Genomic DNA, 13,805 nt, shown 5'->3' with positions numbered 1-13,805 from the left:
CATGCGCGCCCACACCCTTTCCGCGCTCCTCGCCGCCTTCACCGCTCTGGCGCCGACCGCGGCGTTCGCCCTCGAAACGAGCTTCCACACCTATGACGGGTTCAACGAGACGGTCGACGCCTTCCGCCTCGTCTCGATGATCTTCGCCGACCCGCGCTACGAGACGCTCGTCTTCATCATCGCGGTTGCCGGGATCGCGCTCGGCGCGCTGCTCGCGAGCGTCCGCGGCAACGGCATGGGCATCGTGGCTTTCGGCTTCCAGACGCTCGTCGGCGTCGGGCTCTTCGTCGGCCTCGTCGCGACGACGGGCACCGTCCATGTCTACGACCGGGTCCGCAACGCCTATCAGCCCGTCGGCGACGTCCCGAACCTGATCGTGCTGGTCGCGGGCGTCACCAACATGATGGAGCGAGCGATCGCAGAGACGATCGACGACAACACGATCGATCCCAATGCCAAGCTGGAATTCGGCGCGGGGGGGCACAGCTTCGACCTGTTCCTGAACGCCGTCTCCCCGCGCGGTCCCATGACCGACAGCTTCCTTGATGCGACGATCAAGGACTATGTGCGGCAATGCTATCCGGTCGCGCGCGTGTCGCCCGCCTATGGCATCGACGACGACCAGCTCTTCCGGACCACGAACGATCTTCCCGCAGCATTCGCCGCGATGGCGGGACCGGCGACCTTCAGCACCGTCTTCACCGCGACCGACAAGGGCGGCACGACCGTGAGCTGCACCGAAGCCTGGACCTATATCTCGGACCGGCTATCCGATCCCGCGCTGTTCGAGGATTACAGTCGGCAGGTGTGCGAGCGAACGGGCTATGATGTGAGCAACGCGGGCCAGCTTCAGCGCTGCCGCTCGAACCTCGGCGCGCTCGGCGACAAGATGCTCGGCACGCCGCTGACGCTCCAGCAGTTGATGACCAACATCAATCTCGGGAACGCGGTCGGCGACGTGCTGTTCGAGGACAGCCCGGCGACCGCGGCAAGGGTCATGGCCAACCGCGCGGTCGTCTCGAGCGGTCTTGCGACCATGTCGACCGCCAACGAGTGGATGCCGACGATCCGGGCGACCGTGTTCGGGATCATGCTGTTCATGATGCCGATCGCGCTGCTCTTCATCCTGACCCCGATCAACCTGCGCGTGGCGAGCTTCGCGCTCGGCCTGTTCGTATTCGTCGCCATGTGGGGCGTGATTGACGCCGGTATCTACCAACTCACCCTCGGCCGCGCGATGGACGTGCTCGCCGAGATGCGCTCCAACCATGTCGCCGCCAACGCCTGGATGCTCGCGCCCTCCTCTGCGATGAAGGCGCTCGCGATCTTCGGCAGCTTTCGCACCGCGGCGGCGGGGCTGGCCGGCGCCTTCGTGTTCACCGTGTTCCGCTTCTCGGGCAATGTCTTCACCTCCTTCACCAGCGGCGCGCTCGGCGCCCAGGGCCAGGGGACTGCGGCGGCGACGCCGATCATGACGCACGAAGGCCGCGCGCAGGCGCTCGAAGCGCAGGCCTCCGCGACCGGCACGATGGCGCGGCGCAGCGCGGTATCGAGCTTCGGGGACTTCGGGGAACGGTCGACGCTCGGCAGCAACCGCGCGTTCGGCGCCGCCGGCGGCTATCTGGCTGATCGCACGCCCGGCGCAGCGGGAACGACGGGCTTCGCGCTCGGCGCGACCGATGCCGCGCGCGAGCTTGGCGGCCTCGCCCCTGCCCTCGTCGGCCGCGACCTCTCGCACCCTGCCACCGCCGCAGCCGTGCGCGCCAACGCGACCACCTCCGCGATTCACAATTTTGCCGAGAAGGATGCGCTCCGCGGCCTCGGCACCAGTTATTTCGGTGAGAGGCAATCGGGTGAGCGGGCGTTCGCGGCTTTCACGCAGAACATGGTGCAATGGAAGGCATTCGGCGACACCCGCGCCTACGACATGATGTTCCAGGGGGCGCGGCGGCACTTCGAGCGCCATGGCTATGTTGGCAAGGACGCCGATCTCAAGGCGTCGTCCGTGATCGCACAGGCGTCGGCCGACCCGACTTTCGCCAAGCTCATCGCCAACAGCTTCGAGCAGGAACAGATGCTGCGAAACGACCTCACCGGTGCACAGGTCAATGTCGGCGCGATGGAAGGCCGCCGCGATTACGCCGGCGATAATGTCGCAGGGATCGAGCGGCGCAATGTCAAGACCGAACAGGCATGGCGCACCGGCAACAATGAAGGTCAACGGAACGCGGCAGCCATGCTCGGCCTCTCCGTCGACGAAACCTCGCGACGCATCGGGTTCATCAACACGTTGTCGGGCGAGGCGCGCTCGACGGCGATCTCCTCACTCTCGCGCTCGCCGGGCCGCAACGAGGCCCATGTCATGCGCGCCCTCGAAATGTACAACGCGTCGGTGCAGCTCGGCACAGCCGACGGCGCGACCGCCGAGGCCGGTCGCGAAGGCACGAGCGTCTATGGCCGGACGCGAGAGGCGGCGGGCTATGACTTTGCCGAGCGGTCGGGCAAGCTCGATGCCCAGCGCGAGGTCGGCCATGGCGGTGTCCGCGGCGCGGCCCGCATCGGCGAGCAGCGGAGGCAGAGCGACAATTTCGGCTATGCCGAAGGCGCAGCGGCCGCCGGCGTGTCGACGCGCGAGGCAGCGAAGCTCGATGCGTTCATCGGGGCGCTCAGCCGCACAGCGGGCAATCAGGTCGATATGGCCGAAAGCGGCGCTGCGGGCATCGCCGACCGCGCACGCAACGAGCGGCTGACGCGCATCGTCGACAATGAGCGATTGTCGCGCATGCAGGGCCTGCTGCGCGCCGAGGGCATCACGATGACGAAGCGTCAGCTCGCAATGTCGCAGAATGGCGACCTTAATCTCAACGTTTCGCCGGAGGTTGCCGCGCAACTTCACCGGGCCGGGCTGATCAACGACAGCCAATATGGCGCGATCGCCGCAGGCGGCCGCGCGCGGTTCAGCTTTGCCGATAACGACCTCCTTGTGTCGAGCAGCACCGGGTTCGCGCAATCGGCGCGGAGCGACACCAGCACCAAGTATGAGGCTGGCAAGCAGGCCGGACCCGATACGATCGAGCATATGCTGAGCAGTGGAGACGAGGGTCAGGCGATGATGGCCAACTGGCTGAAGGGCGGATTCGAGATGGATAGCAAGGGCGAATGGCGCCTCAATCCGCAGGTCGCCGACACGCTGCAGCGCGATGTGTCGGCGATCGTCGCGCAGACGGGGTGGCAGCGGTCAATATCACGATCTGCGCAGGATCAGGTCTCAATGGGAACGACAGTGGGCGGCGATATGGGGGCAAGCGCACATAGCAGCGACTATGCCTCCCGCGGCGGCGGGCAGAAAGGAAGTGCGCGGTCGCAGACCGGACGATCGGGGAAGGTTGGCGCAAGCGTTGGATTTACGAGCCGCGACGTGGGAATCAGCAACGAGAGTGCTCAGGCATCGCTGGACATCATGAACTATGATGTACGCACAGCGATCGCAAACGCCGAGCGCGCCGCAGCGCGCTCTGCAAATCCGGAAGCCTCCTTTACGCGGGAACTAAACCGCCAAGTGCTCGGAGAAACAGGTCTGCGAAATCGCTATCTTGGTCAGGCAGACTCCGCGCGTGGGACGGCCGACATCACCGGCCCCATGACGTCCTTGGAACAATCAACGATCCTCGACAAAGGGCGATTTTCAACTGACTTGGCAAACGGTCCGTTCGACGGCGATAGCAGCTATAAGAGACGCTAAATTCGCGACCCGTTGTTGGGGCTGAGGGGGTTGCCGATATAGCTTGTTCCCGAAAATGGGTCGTAAATGTCGCCGACGGGGCGCAAGTGATCGGGTGGATTCCACAGCATCTCTTGTTCGACCCTCAGGCGCTCCAGTTCGTCGATTTCCTCATCGGTTAAAGGATCTCCGCGATCCGCCGTAGGTGCATCGAGCCGGGCACGGACAAATCCGAAGCCAAGCACGAGCAGCGCCGTCATCGGGAAGAACAGAACATTGAGATAGCCGACAAGCGCGGTCTCAAAAAACGACGCCAGCGCTGGAATCTTGAGCGAGGCCATCGTGATTGCCCAGTAAAGCGGAATCGCTGCCCACCAGATTTTGGCGTACCAAGGCTTCCAAAGCCAATCACCAAGCACTGGCGGTGGCATTTCGGCCTTTGAGGGCTCGGAAGACAGATTGGCCTGCATAGCACTCCTCTCTGGCGAGCTTACCATGCGTGGCCGCGCAACGGAATCCAAAGTGGCGTTGAGGTTGAACAATTGCGTCCTCCTTGTCGGGCAGAGCATGCCCCTCTTTCGCTGCCCCTCCGAACGCCAACACATCACCCTCTCTCCTTATGGGCCTGACATTGAGCGGAATGGATGCTTGACCACGCGCAGCGTTTGGAACGGTGAAAATTGCGGAACTAATCGACTATAGCTTGTTAGAAACTTATATGCTATTTTCTAACAGAAAGGAGTGGGCTCAATGCCTGCCATGGCTGATCGGATCATGAAGCGCGTGCGCGGCAAAGGCCGCGGCTGGGTCTTTACGCCCAGACATTTCATCGACTTCGGCACTCGCGGGTCGGTCGACATGGCGCTTTCGCGCCTTGCGCATGCCGGTAATATTCGCCGTATCGGCCGCGGTCTTTATGACTATCCCCGCCAACATGACAAGCTCGGCCTTCTCAGTCCCGATCCGGCACGCGTCGCCGACGCGCTTGCTGTCCAAAGTGGCGACAAGCTGGCGCCCTCCGGCGCTTCGGCCGCGAACAGTCTCGGGTTTTCGACGCAAGTTCCCGCCAAAGCAAGCTATGCCACAACAGGTCGGACCCGAGTCAAACGCGCTGGCGGGCGCAGCCTCACCCTCAAGCACAGCAGGGCGCCGGTTCTCGACAATGGCTCCGACGCCGCCAACACGGTTCTGCAGGCGCTTGCTCATCTCGGGAAGGGCGGTGTCGATGACGACAAGGTTCGCTACTTCGCGGCACGCCTGGACGACAATTCCATGAAGCGTCTTGTTCAAGCCCGGCCCGAGATGTCCGGCTGGATGGCGGATATCGTACTCAAGATCGAAGCAGCGCGTCATGGATGAGTTCGCGCGCAGCGATGTCGCTAACCGGCGGGCCTTCATCGCAGAAGCGGCGGCACGGCGCGATCTCACCGCCATCATCATCGAAAAGGACTTCTGGGTTTGCTGGATTCTCCGGCGCCTGGTGGCCTGCCCCGATCTTGTCGGCCAGTTGACCTTCAAGGGAGGGACATCGCTATCGAAGGCCTACGGTATCATCGAGCGGTTTTCCGAAGATGTCGATCTAACCATTAGTCGCTCGGCCCCCAAGCTCGACGATGTTCTCTCCCCCATGCAGGATGATATCAGCGGAAAGGAGCGAGACCGTCGCACAAAGGCATTGAAGGCCGCGGCGCAAGCTTTTGTACAGACGCTCGCGCACCCGTTGCTGGCGCGCGAAATCGAGGTGGGGCTGGGAACGGCGGAAGGTTGGAGGCTTGAGCTCGATCCAGAAGACAAGGACGGGCAGACCTTGCTCTTCACTTATCCTCCGACATCGGGGTATGGTCTTGCCTACGGAGAGAATTATGGCGGCGCGAATGGGAGCGGCTATATCAAGCCTCGCATCAAGCTCGAGTTCGGGGCGCGGGGAGAAACCGAGCCATTCGAACTGCGTCCGATTTCACCCTATCTTGCCGAAGACTTTCCCGAAGAGCTGCCCGATGCAGTTACCGAGGTGCCGACGCTGGCGGTCGAACGAACCTATTGGGAGAAGATCACGATCCTCCATGCCCTTCACCACAACGGCAAATTACGCGATGGAATGTCGCGCCATTATTATGACGTGCTGATGCTCGATCGGGCCGGCGTTACAAAAGCGGCTCTCGCCCGTCCCGAACTGCTCCCACAGGTGGTGCGCAACAAAAGCCTGATGTTTGCCGACAAGTCAGCCTGGTATGAGACCGCGCGACTGGGGACCTTACGGATTGCCGCAACCGGTCTCGTTCGCGATAGGCTCGCGGAAGATTATGACGCGATGTCCGAGATGTTCATGAACGCGCCGCCCCGTTTCGATGATCTCCTCGGAGGGCTGGAAGCGATTGAAGCCACCATCAACGCTAGCGCCTGAAGGATTGAAAGCTAATTTTCGGGCGCTAACGCTCGAAGTTTTCCGCAATCATCAAGGATGCATCGCATTGTAGCTCGTCCGCGAGCAGCAAGTGTTACATTGATCCGGCGCCCATCGAACGCGTCGCGGTCACGATCGACAAATTCCTTTGATTCCAGACCGACGGCAAGCCGCGTTGCCGTCGGGAGCGAAACACCGCTGGCATATCCCAGACTCGAAACCGACAGCGGCTTGTCGGCCGCATCCGCGATATAGAGTTCCAGCAACATGATCCATTCCGCGTGGCTCCAGTCGCATTTCTTGAGATATCGGGCAATGATCCGTCGTTCGGCAAGAAGCATGCGACAAAAGCAAAGCCGCCGGAATGTGACATCCTGCATCGCGCCATCTGGATGTGCCTCTTCGATCGACATGCGCCCGAACAAATCCCGGTATTGGCTGCGCGAAAAACCGAAGGTTCAGCGCGGTAGACAAGCTGGGACGAGGGACGGGGCTTGAAGAGGCTCGAAAATGCGACTGTCAAAAATCGATCCCCTCGCGGTTCGAATATGAAGCAAAAAATTGCGGGGCCGCACGAGTATTGAGCGGCAGGCTTGGCCTTCACAAACAATCGAATGATGAAATGGGCGAGTTGCGGGTTGGTGCTTCAATGGAAGTGATGCGCCGAACTGCTTGACGACGGTGAACAAAATTTGATTGCCCCCGGAAATTCGCACCGGAAACTCCGGGGGTAGCGGCGAACGATATCGATGACCCATGAGATAGGTCAAAGGCGCTAGATGCGCTGCCTATTCGGGGTCGATCGTGAATTCACGCCATCCAAACCATAGGTCCGCCTCGGCGAACACGCGCGCTTCGTCGCTCGATTTTCGTCTTGCGCCGGCGATATATCCGCCATCCATCCGTCATCACGACCAGTTCGCCCGAGGCGGATGAGGCGTGATGGGGTTGGAGGCACCTCCACAGCGTCGCGATGCTCTATATATCAACCGGCCCAAGCGCGCATTTCCATTCTCCTGCAACTTGCCGGCCTCCGATTGGCGCGCATCCGATGGATATGACGCGCTGCTGCGCTGTGATCGCCGCGCCTTCGCCTGGGAATGGCTCAGGCGAAACCAAATCTATCGCTCACTCTGGGCCGCGCGTGAATCCCTACCCATCGATGCACCGAAAGACATTGGCCTCCTCGGCTGGGTCGATCCAGCTCTCGCCTCCCCCCAGGCAAGGCCGATCTGGAGCACCAGAATGGACCCGAAAGTACTCAAGGGACGCCTCGCAACCAGAAGCGCGCCCTCCGCCGACCTCTTCGACATCCGCGCGATTGCACCTTTCGTGTCCGTCGAAATCGACGCAGATCGTGCCGAACACTGGCTGTTCAGCGATGGTCGCTGGGCCATCAGACTCGATGTCTATGGGGGAACGCTGCTCGGCGGCCCAGCCTTGATCGAGTATCAGTTACACGGAGTGGAATCGGCAAGATCCAAGCTGGACGCGCTTCGCCAGTTCCTGGCTCTTTCAGAACAAGGCCGACTTCCCGCCTCGCTGGTTCCACGCGAGCGCCGCGCTTCCCGATGGATATTGGAATTACGGGTTGGAGATGCAATCCTGACCGGTGCGACCGAGCAGGATATAGCGCGAGAATTGTTCAAGGATGCCATCGCGCCGAAGCGTTGGCGACGAGAAAATGCGTCCTATCGGCTTCGCGTGCAGCGGCTGGTGCGGATTGCCCGTCATCGCCTCGCCCACCCGCTCAGCGGCCCTTGGTTCGAGTGAAGAGCCCGGACGAAGCCGTATCGCTGACATGGAGCAAGAGTTCACCACACCGCGTCTCCATACCGTTTTCGGAGATGCAGAGCGACACCTTTGGCGTAGCGCGCCTGCCGCCAGGCCGTTGGACTATGATAGGCGCCGATCGCCTTCCAATAGTCGCCGGTGACGGCAAGCCCGGACAGGAAGATCCAGCGCGCGGCTTCGGCGTTGAAGCAGGCATCATTCTGAAGCCAATATCGGACATGCGCTTCCGGTCGCTTCACCAGCGCCGCAATTTTCGGAACCCACCAGCTGTTCACCTGCAACGGCCCGAGATCATGCGTGCCGTTAGTGTTGGCGACTGCTGCCCCGATCCAGCCGCCCTCCTGATCGCGCAGTCCCCAAAGGGTACGCTCAAGCCATTTATGCCCCTTGGCCGCCTGACGGATGCAGACAGCAACATCGGCTTCGCGTGCGGCGTTGGGCAAACCCGCCAAGGCGCTGTTCGCCGTTCCGAGCGCAGAAAGCAGGAGAAGACAAGTCCGCATTTTCCTTACGCCTCCCCCAGTGCGGTATCCGCGCGCAGCACCTGGTCGCACGGCTGTTGCGAGCCATGCGATTGCGGCCGTAGTCGCGTCAGTCACGACAAGCACCTGGCCGTTCATCGGTCATGTCCTCGGGAGGGTTCGCGCGATGGCGACGGCGTTTTCTCAGGCTCAGCCGGTGGGCGGTCCGCGAGCACCCCGCGGAGATAGCCGTCGAAACGGTCGGCGATCTTATGGGCGCGTCCCGCCAGCCGCTCGGCTAGGCTCGCTGGCCGGAGTATCTCTTCCCACCCTCGCTCGCGTGCAGCGCGTTGCTCGGCGCGTTCAACGCGGCGGCGCATCATCTCGTCACGCGCGCCGTCGAGCCGGATGCCGTGCCGCTCGCTGCGCGCCTTCTGACTGTCGCGCAGAAGTCGCCCGAGGCCTTCTAGGGCTGACGTCTTTTCGCCGGACCGAAGGGCTAGTTTCTCGGCGAGACGTTCGGGGTCTTCGGTCCAAAGCTTCACCCCGAACCGAGCGCGGGTGATGGCGGTATAGAAATTCTGACCATTGACGAGACCCGAGTTCACCGGCGCGAGCACATAGACGCGGTCATAGGTCTTCGACTGCGACGAATAGACGGTTTCGGCATAGCCATGGTCCCAAGTCTTGTGGGCCGACAGGTCGATGGTCTGCGCCTCTGCCTTGCGATCCCACCGGATCGTCGCGAGGTTACCGTCGATCCGCTCGACCGTCCCGCGCTCAGCATTCTTGAGGTCGAGCTCCTTCGCCGCGAGGCGCCACTGGATGCGGTCGCCGACCGCAAGGTCGCGCGTGTCGGCGACGAACACATTGACCTGGGCGGCGCGGCCCGTGCGCGGATTCCAGCGGATGGTGCGGCCATTCTCGTCGACCAGCCGGACAAGCTGCCGACCCCGGGCATCGCGTTCGATCCCGTCGACGCGATATTCGGCACCGCGCGAGATACCGAGACCCGCATCATCGCGCGCGAAGGTCACCACCTGCCCGCCCGAATAGAAGCGCGCGAACCGCTTTTCCTGATCGGTCATGCCCGACGGGGCGAGCATCTGGAGGCGCGTATCCTCGGCCGCGACGACACCTTCTTTCCGCAGGGCCTCGCGAATGCGCGTGTTGACGATCAGTCGGGTCGCGTTGTCGAGGACGAGGATGTTCGTCTTTGCCCTGCTTTCGGGTTTGAGGCGTGTCCATTCGGCGACCAAATTCTTCGCAAGCTCGGCCCCGCCCTCCCCGCTTACCACCTTGTCGAGATGGCTAAGCGAACGGGCATAGTCGCCGGCGCGCGCCGCGGCGACGGCATCCTTCATCGTCCGGGTTTGCTGGCGTACGGCCTGGAGAAGCTCGCTCGTTGGGAGGCCGAGCTGCTGCATCAGCCAGAAGGCCTTGCCCTGTTCGATCGCGCCGGTCTGCTTGTTGTCGCCGAGGAGGATAATCCGGGCGCCGGTGTCATGGCTGATCTGGAGCAGGCGCAGCGCCTGGCGATTCCCGAGCTGGCCCGCCTCGTCGACGACGAGCACATGACGACCGTCGATGTCATGGCCGCCACCGGCGAGCAGCATCGCGACGGTCCGGGAATCGATGGCGGCATCCTGACCGAGCTTCGCCGCGGCGGACGAGGTCGGTGCGAGCCCGATGAAGGTCCAGCTGGCGCCTGCGGCGTCCTTCAGTTCCCTGACGAGCGTCGATTTGCCCGAGCCCGCCACGCCGTGGACACCGACGATGCGGTCGCGCGACAAGGCGAGTTCGGATAGCACGCGGCGCTGATCGTCGTTGAGGATCGAGCCATCTAGCGCAGCGCCAATGCGATCGCGGTCCGCGAGCGGCACCGCATCGTCCAGACTGAGCGAGAGATGGGTCGAAAGCGCGATCTCGAGCCGCGCAGTGCGGACCGAGGTTCGACCGCGGGTCAGGACCGCATCGCCGGTTTGATTCCGCGTCTTCAGCAGCTTGCGCCGTTCCTCATGCTGCGCGAGCAGTGGCAACACGTCGCCGAGACGCACCTCGCCGACGTGCGACGCGAGTCCCGTACGCAGAAGGCGTCCGAGATTGTTGACCGCCTCGCGGGTCTCGGATTGGCGAAGTCCGAACAGCGTCGCGCGCCGCGCGACGGCAAGGTCGGCGGAATGCTCGCGCTCCCCTCGTTCATCCGCAGCCTGGCGCAGCGCGTCCAGCTCTGGTGCCTGCGAGTGCGCGCGGGCGTTCCACTGCGCGTGCAGCGCTTCAAGACCGACCTTCTGCTTGGCCGGGCGGGTTTGATAGAAGGCCGCCGTCCGCGCCGCCTGGCCTTCGAGCCCATGCTCCTTCGCATGGGCATTGATCTGCTCCGCCCGCTGCGACATCTCGGTGATGAGATCAGGCGGCACGCCCCTGATCTCGAACAGGCCCCTGCGCGGATCGAAGTCGATCGCATAGCCGAGGTCCCGAAGCCGATACGCGAGCTCGTTCCGGTAGATTTGTCCCGCGGTCATCTGTTCGGCGAACATCGCGCGCGTCTCGAGGCTGACCATCTGCGCATCGTCTCTGCAGTTCGTCATATTGAGGACCACGACATGGGTATGGAGATGCGGGTCGAGTTCGCGCGAGGCATGTTCCGTGAAGCGCGCGAACAGCAGCCGCCCGGTCGTCTCGTGCGTGACCTTGCCGTCCATCCGGCGGCGAAGCTCGGCATGCTCCTCGAGCCAGCCGAGCGCCGTGCCGACGGCGCGTTCGTGCGCGGCGATGATACGCTCGTCGCCCGCGACCAGCGCCATGATCGATATCGACTTGGGGGCATTGACCGCGAAGTCCCAGCCGGGGTGATGCTGGATTTCGCCGTCCTCGCGGTGGCGACCGAGCTGCTGCTCACCGACCTTGCCTGCGAGCAGCCTCTGTAATGTCTTGCGGTCGACCGCACCCTCGAGCCCGAGGTCGGCGGCGATCTTGCCACCCCATTCCGAGTGCTCGTCACCGCCCTTGGTGTAATAATCGCCTATCGCATAATAGCGCGCGATATTGCCGGGCTTGCCGTAGAGGCGGACCGGATGGATCATGCCGGCTTCGCCGGTCTGCGGCGACCGCCCGGGCGGCCATGCTGGCGGAGATTATGCGTCCAGGGCGGCGCGATGATTTCGAAGGCTGCCGGCGGCGATGCGGGCGGCGTGGCGCCCTGCCCTTCCGCACCCCTACTGCCCTTGTCGCCCGATTCCCGGCCCCGACCCGGCCCCGTCTGCAACTTGAGCGGCAGTTCTGGGTTCGCACTATTATCCACCTGCTTGCCGGACCGTTTTCGGGGCGCGACAGGTTTGTTCGTTTCCGCAGCCGGCGCTTCCTGCGGCGCGGCGAAACGGAGCGGTGGGCGGGTTCGCTCGATGAACGCGTCGCAGATCGAGGGCACCCTGTTATATTTGTCGGCGAAGCGGATCACCGGCAGATTGCGGCCGAATCGGAGATAGCCCGCGAGGTTCGGGAGGTTGGTGACCTCGGTGTGCATGACGAGCGGCCGCGTCACCTGGATGCGGCTGAGATTGACCCCGTCGCGCATGTCATTGACGCCGTAGCTCATCCCCTCATTGGCCTCGACCTGCTCGACCTGGCCGAGGTTCTTCGAGACATGCTCCGCCGTGTCGGTGTCGTTCGCCCGGAGCGCCACCCAGGTCGAGCAATAGCCGGTGATGGCGGCGGCATCCTCCTTGCCGTAAGTCGCCCGGAGCTGGGGATAGGACTGGAACCCCAATATGCCGCAACCGCCATATTTACGGGCGCGGGCGAGAAAATCCGATAGCGAGGGAAGCTTCTGCAGGCTGGGGAGTTCGTCGATCACGCAGTAGAGGCGGCGATCGCGATTGGGCTTCAGACTCATGATCGCGCTGATCGCAATGTCGAGCCACACGGTGATCAGGGGCCGAAGCGAAGGAAGCTGGTCGGCCTTGACCGTGATGAACAGCCAGCTGTCATCGCCCTCGGTGGTTACCCAGTCGCGGATCGAAAGCCCGTCCTCGGTATCGTCAAGATAGGCGAAGCTACGCATGACCGAAGCAAGTTCGGCCTGGACGCCCGCCGAGGTGCGCTCGCCCTCGGTCGAGATGAACGCCGCCGCATCGGTTCCCGCGGCGAAGGCCGAGAGCTCCTTGAGCGGGGAGCGCACGACGGTGCGCAGCAAGATCGACACATAGGTGCGCCCCTGCGCCGCGAGCTTGCGCAACACCGCGACCAGGGTGCCGCGCGCCGCCTTTGGCCAGAAGGGATCGCCATGCTTGTCGGGGATCGTCGATTCCGCAATCTGGTCGTAATGATAGTCCTTCGGGACATCGACCCAGGGCGACCAGACCGCGCTGCGTTCGTCGAGCGGATTGAGGAGAATGTCCTTCTTCTCCCGGTAGAATTTCTCGACGAAGGTCCCCGCGGTATCATAGACGATCGCACGCTTGCCCTTGGCGCGGATGCCTTCGAGCATCTTGACGATCATGTTGGTCTTGCCCGTTCCGGGGGCGCCGCAGATCAGAACATGCTCAGGCTCGAACGCGTGCGGGACATCGATGCCGCCGATCGTGAAGCTGCCCTTGTCCTCACCCCAGAGCGCCCGGCGCACCTGCCAGGCAGTCCCGAAACGGGCGCCGCGGATATATTCGTTGGAACCGAGCCCCCTGCCCATCCGGGTGAAATAGAACCAGGCGACGATGAGCGCCGCGAGGGCGAACAGGCCCGCCAACACAGCGCCGCCGATGAGATCGGCTTCGAGCTTCTTCAGCGCTTCCTTGGCGACCATAGATTCGAGCAGCCAGTCGGCCGAGGTCCAATATTCTTGCCCAGAGGGGGTTCGGAAGAGGACCGGGTCGTTGGTCCCCGGAGCAGCGTCTGCCTTGAAGCTGGCTTCTACGAGCTTCATCAACACGAAGCGCTGATACTCATCCGACTTCTCAAACGCATACCAAGCGGCGCCGATGACCCAGATGGCGAGCCCCGCAAGCACCGTCTGGAAAAAAACCTGGGTGGTCATGCGGACATTGTGGACGATCGCCTGGCCGCCCCGCGTCCAACTCCCAAGCGTGTCGTTGCGGAAGATGCTCATGCCCGCCTCCCTCCCCCCGCACCGGGGAGATCTTCAGCCGCAACCAGCCCCCGATCGAGGAGCAGGCGGCGCGTGTCCTCCATCCCTTTCGCGAGGCTCTCGGGCGCGCGGGCGCCGACATCGCTTGCAACGATCGCCAGCATCTGGATGACCGTCGAATGGAGTTCGTCGAAGCGGGCATGGAAGCCGAAGGGGTCGGCGCCATCGAGCTGCTCGAGCGCATCGCGGACATAGGTCGCGGTCGGCATGCCAGCGGAATCGGCATCGGCGACCAGCCGATCATAGAAGGCGTCGTCGAGACGTATGGTCAATCTTGCCACG

The 13,805-nt window shown here is 63.3% G+C and carries 10 protein-coding genes; 4 read left to right on the top strand and 6 right to left on the bottom strand.

Going from position 1 to position 13,805, the window contains the following annotated elements; genetic code table 11:
* Position 1 precedes the first annotated feature (1 nt).
* The gene (locus ACTJI5_RS17145; RefSeq protein ID WP_440861187.1) at positions 2-3,742 is read left to right on the top strand and encodes a conjugal transfer protein TraG N-terminal domain-containing protein; all 3,741 of its coding nucleotides are present in this window, start codon (positions 2-4) and stop codon (positions 3,740-3,742) included.
* On the opposite strand, the gene ACTJI5_RS17140 is transcribed toward ACTJI5_RS17145, so the two are convergent.
* Positions 3,739-4,263: a hypothetical protein gene (locus tag ACTJI5_RS17140; protein ID WP_231732608.1), complete on the bottom strand. Its 525-nt coding sequence runs from the start codon at positions 4,261-4,263 to the stop codon at positions 3,739-3,741. The genes ACTJI5_RS17145 and ACTJI5_RS17140 overlap by 4 nt on opposite strands.
* Before the next feature lie 208 nt (positions 4,264-4,471).
* On the opposite strand from ACTJI5_RS17140, the gene ACTJI5_RS17135 reads away from it, so the two are divergent.
* Together ACTJI5_RS17135 and ACTJI5_RS17130 are read left to right on the top strand one after the other, a co-directional pair.
* Positions 4,472-5,080 (top strand): DUF6088 family protein, encoded by a 609-nt coding sequence (locus tag ACTJI5_RS17135; RefSeq protein ID WP_058537147.1) that lies wholly within the window; start codon positions 4,472-4,474, stop codon positions 5,078-5,080.
* On the top strand, positions 5,073-6,125 hold the full coding sequence (locus ACTJI5_RS17130) for a nucleotidyl transferase AbiEii/AbiGii toxin family protein (RefSeq protein WP_411340995.1): 1,053 nt from the start codon (positions 5,073-5,075) through the stop codon (positions 6,123-6,125). The genes ACTJI5_RS17135 and ACTJI5_RS17130 overlap by 8 nt, the downstream gene beginning before the upstream one ends.
* Before the next feature lie 11 nt (positions 6,126-6,136).
* Here ACTJI5_RS17130 and ACTJI5_RS17125 read toward each other — a convergent pair whose 3' ends face one another.
* Entirely contained in the window at positions 6,137-6,538 is a 402-nt protein-coding gene (locus tag ACTJI5_RS17125; protein WP_058540028.1) for a MarR family transcriptional regulator, read from the bottom strand.
* 529 nt (positions 6,539-7,067) lie between these two features.
* Between ACTJI5_RS17125 and ACTJI5_RS17120 the strand changes: the two genes are divergently transcribed.
* Positions 7,068-7,898, top strand: a complete 831-nt coding sequence (locus ACTJI5_RS17120) for a transcriptional regulator domain-containing protein (RefSeq protein ID WP_082639814.1) — start codon at positions 7,068-7,070, stop codon at positions 7,896-7,898.
* A 41-nt stretch (positions 7,899-7,939) separates the two neighbouring features.
* Here the strand turns inward: ACTJI5_RS17120 and ACTJI5_RS17115 are convergent, their stop codons facing one another.
* The 4 genes from ACTJI5_RS17115 to ACTJI5_RS17100 all read right to left on the bottom strand — a co-directional run bounded on the left by ACTJI5_RS17115 (position 7,940) and on the right by ACTJI5_RS17100 (position 13,804).
* Entirely contained in the window at positions 7,940-8,422 is a 483-nt protein-coding gene (locus ACTJI5_RS17115; protein WP_231732609.1) for a lytic transglycosylase domain-containing protein, read from the bottom strand.
* 113 nt (positions 8,423-8,535) lie between these two features.
* Positions 8,536-11,466, bottom strand: coding sequence for a MobF family relaxase (gene mobF / locus ACTJI5_RS17110; protein ID WP_440861186.1), 2,931 nt, complete (start codon positions 11,464-11,466; stop codon positions 8,536-8,538).
* Positions 11,463-13,484 (bottom strand): type IV secretion system DNA-binding domain-containing protein, encoded by a 2,022-nt coding sequence (locus ACTJI5_RS17105; protein ID WP_058537152.1) that lies wholly within the window; start codon positions 13,482-13,484, stop codon positions 11,463-11,465. Before ACTJI5_RS17105 ends, mobF begins: the two co-directional genes overlap by 4 nt.
* Positions 13,481-13,804 carry a hypothetical protein gene (locus tag ACTJI5_RS17100; protein WP_058537153.1) on the bottom strand — a complete coding sequence of 108 codons (324 nt, stop codon included), beginning with the start codon at positions 13,802-13,804 and terminating at the stop codon, positions 13,481-13,483. Before ACTJI5_RS17100 ends, ACTJI5_RS17105 begins: the two co-directional genes overlap by 4 nt.
* Position 13,805 lies beyond the last annotated feature (1 nt).

Origin of the sequence: Sphingopyxis sp. 22461, assembly GCF_052044915.1 — a bacterium.
Taxonomy (GTDB): Bacteria; Pseudomonadota; Alphaproteobacteria; order Sphingomonadales; family Sphingomonadaceae; genus Sphingopyxis.
This window is presented reverse-complemented; position numbering and strand designations above follow the sequence as displayed.

What these genes read in the sequence shown, in the direction of transcription:
- ACTJI5_RS17145 (WP_440861187.1), top strand. Translation starts at nt 2, where the DNA reads ATGCGCGCCCACACCCTTTCCGCGCTCCTCGCCGCCTTCACCGCTCTG.
- ACTJI5_RS17135 (WP_058537147.1), top strand. Translation starts at nt 4,472, where the DNA reads ATGCCTGCCATGGCTGATCGGATCATGAAGCGCGTGCGCGGCAAAGGC.
- ACTJI5_RS17130 (WP_411340995.1), top strand. Translation starts at nt 5,073, where the DNA reads ATGGATGAGTTCGCGCGCAGCGATGTCGCTAACCGGCGGGCCTTCATC.
- ACTJI5_RS17125 (WP_058540028.1), bottom strand. Translation starts at nt 6,538, where the DNA reads ATGTCGATCGAAGAGGCACATCCAGATGGCGCGATGCAGGATGTCACA.
- ACTJI5_RS17120 (WP_082639814.1), top strand. Translation starts at nt 7,068, where the DNA reads ATGGGGTTGGAGGCACCTCCACAGCGTCGCGATGCTCTATATATCAAC.
- ACTJI5_RS17115 (WP_231732609.1), bottom strand. Translation starts at nt 8,422, where the DNA reads ATGCGGACTTGTCTTCTCCTGCTTTCTGCGCTCGGAACGGCGAACAGC.
- mobF (WP_440861186.1), bottom strand. Translation starts at nt 11,466, where the DNA reads ATGATCCATCCGGTCCGCCTCTACGGCAAGCCCGGCAATATCGCGCGC.
- ACTJI5_RS17105 (WP_058537152.1), bottom strand. Translation starts at nt 13,484, where the DNA reads ATGAGCATCTTCCGCAACGACACGCTTGGGAGTTGGACGCGGGGCGGC.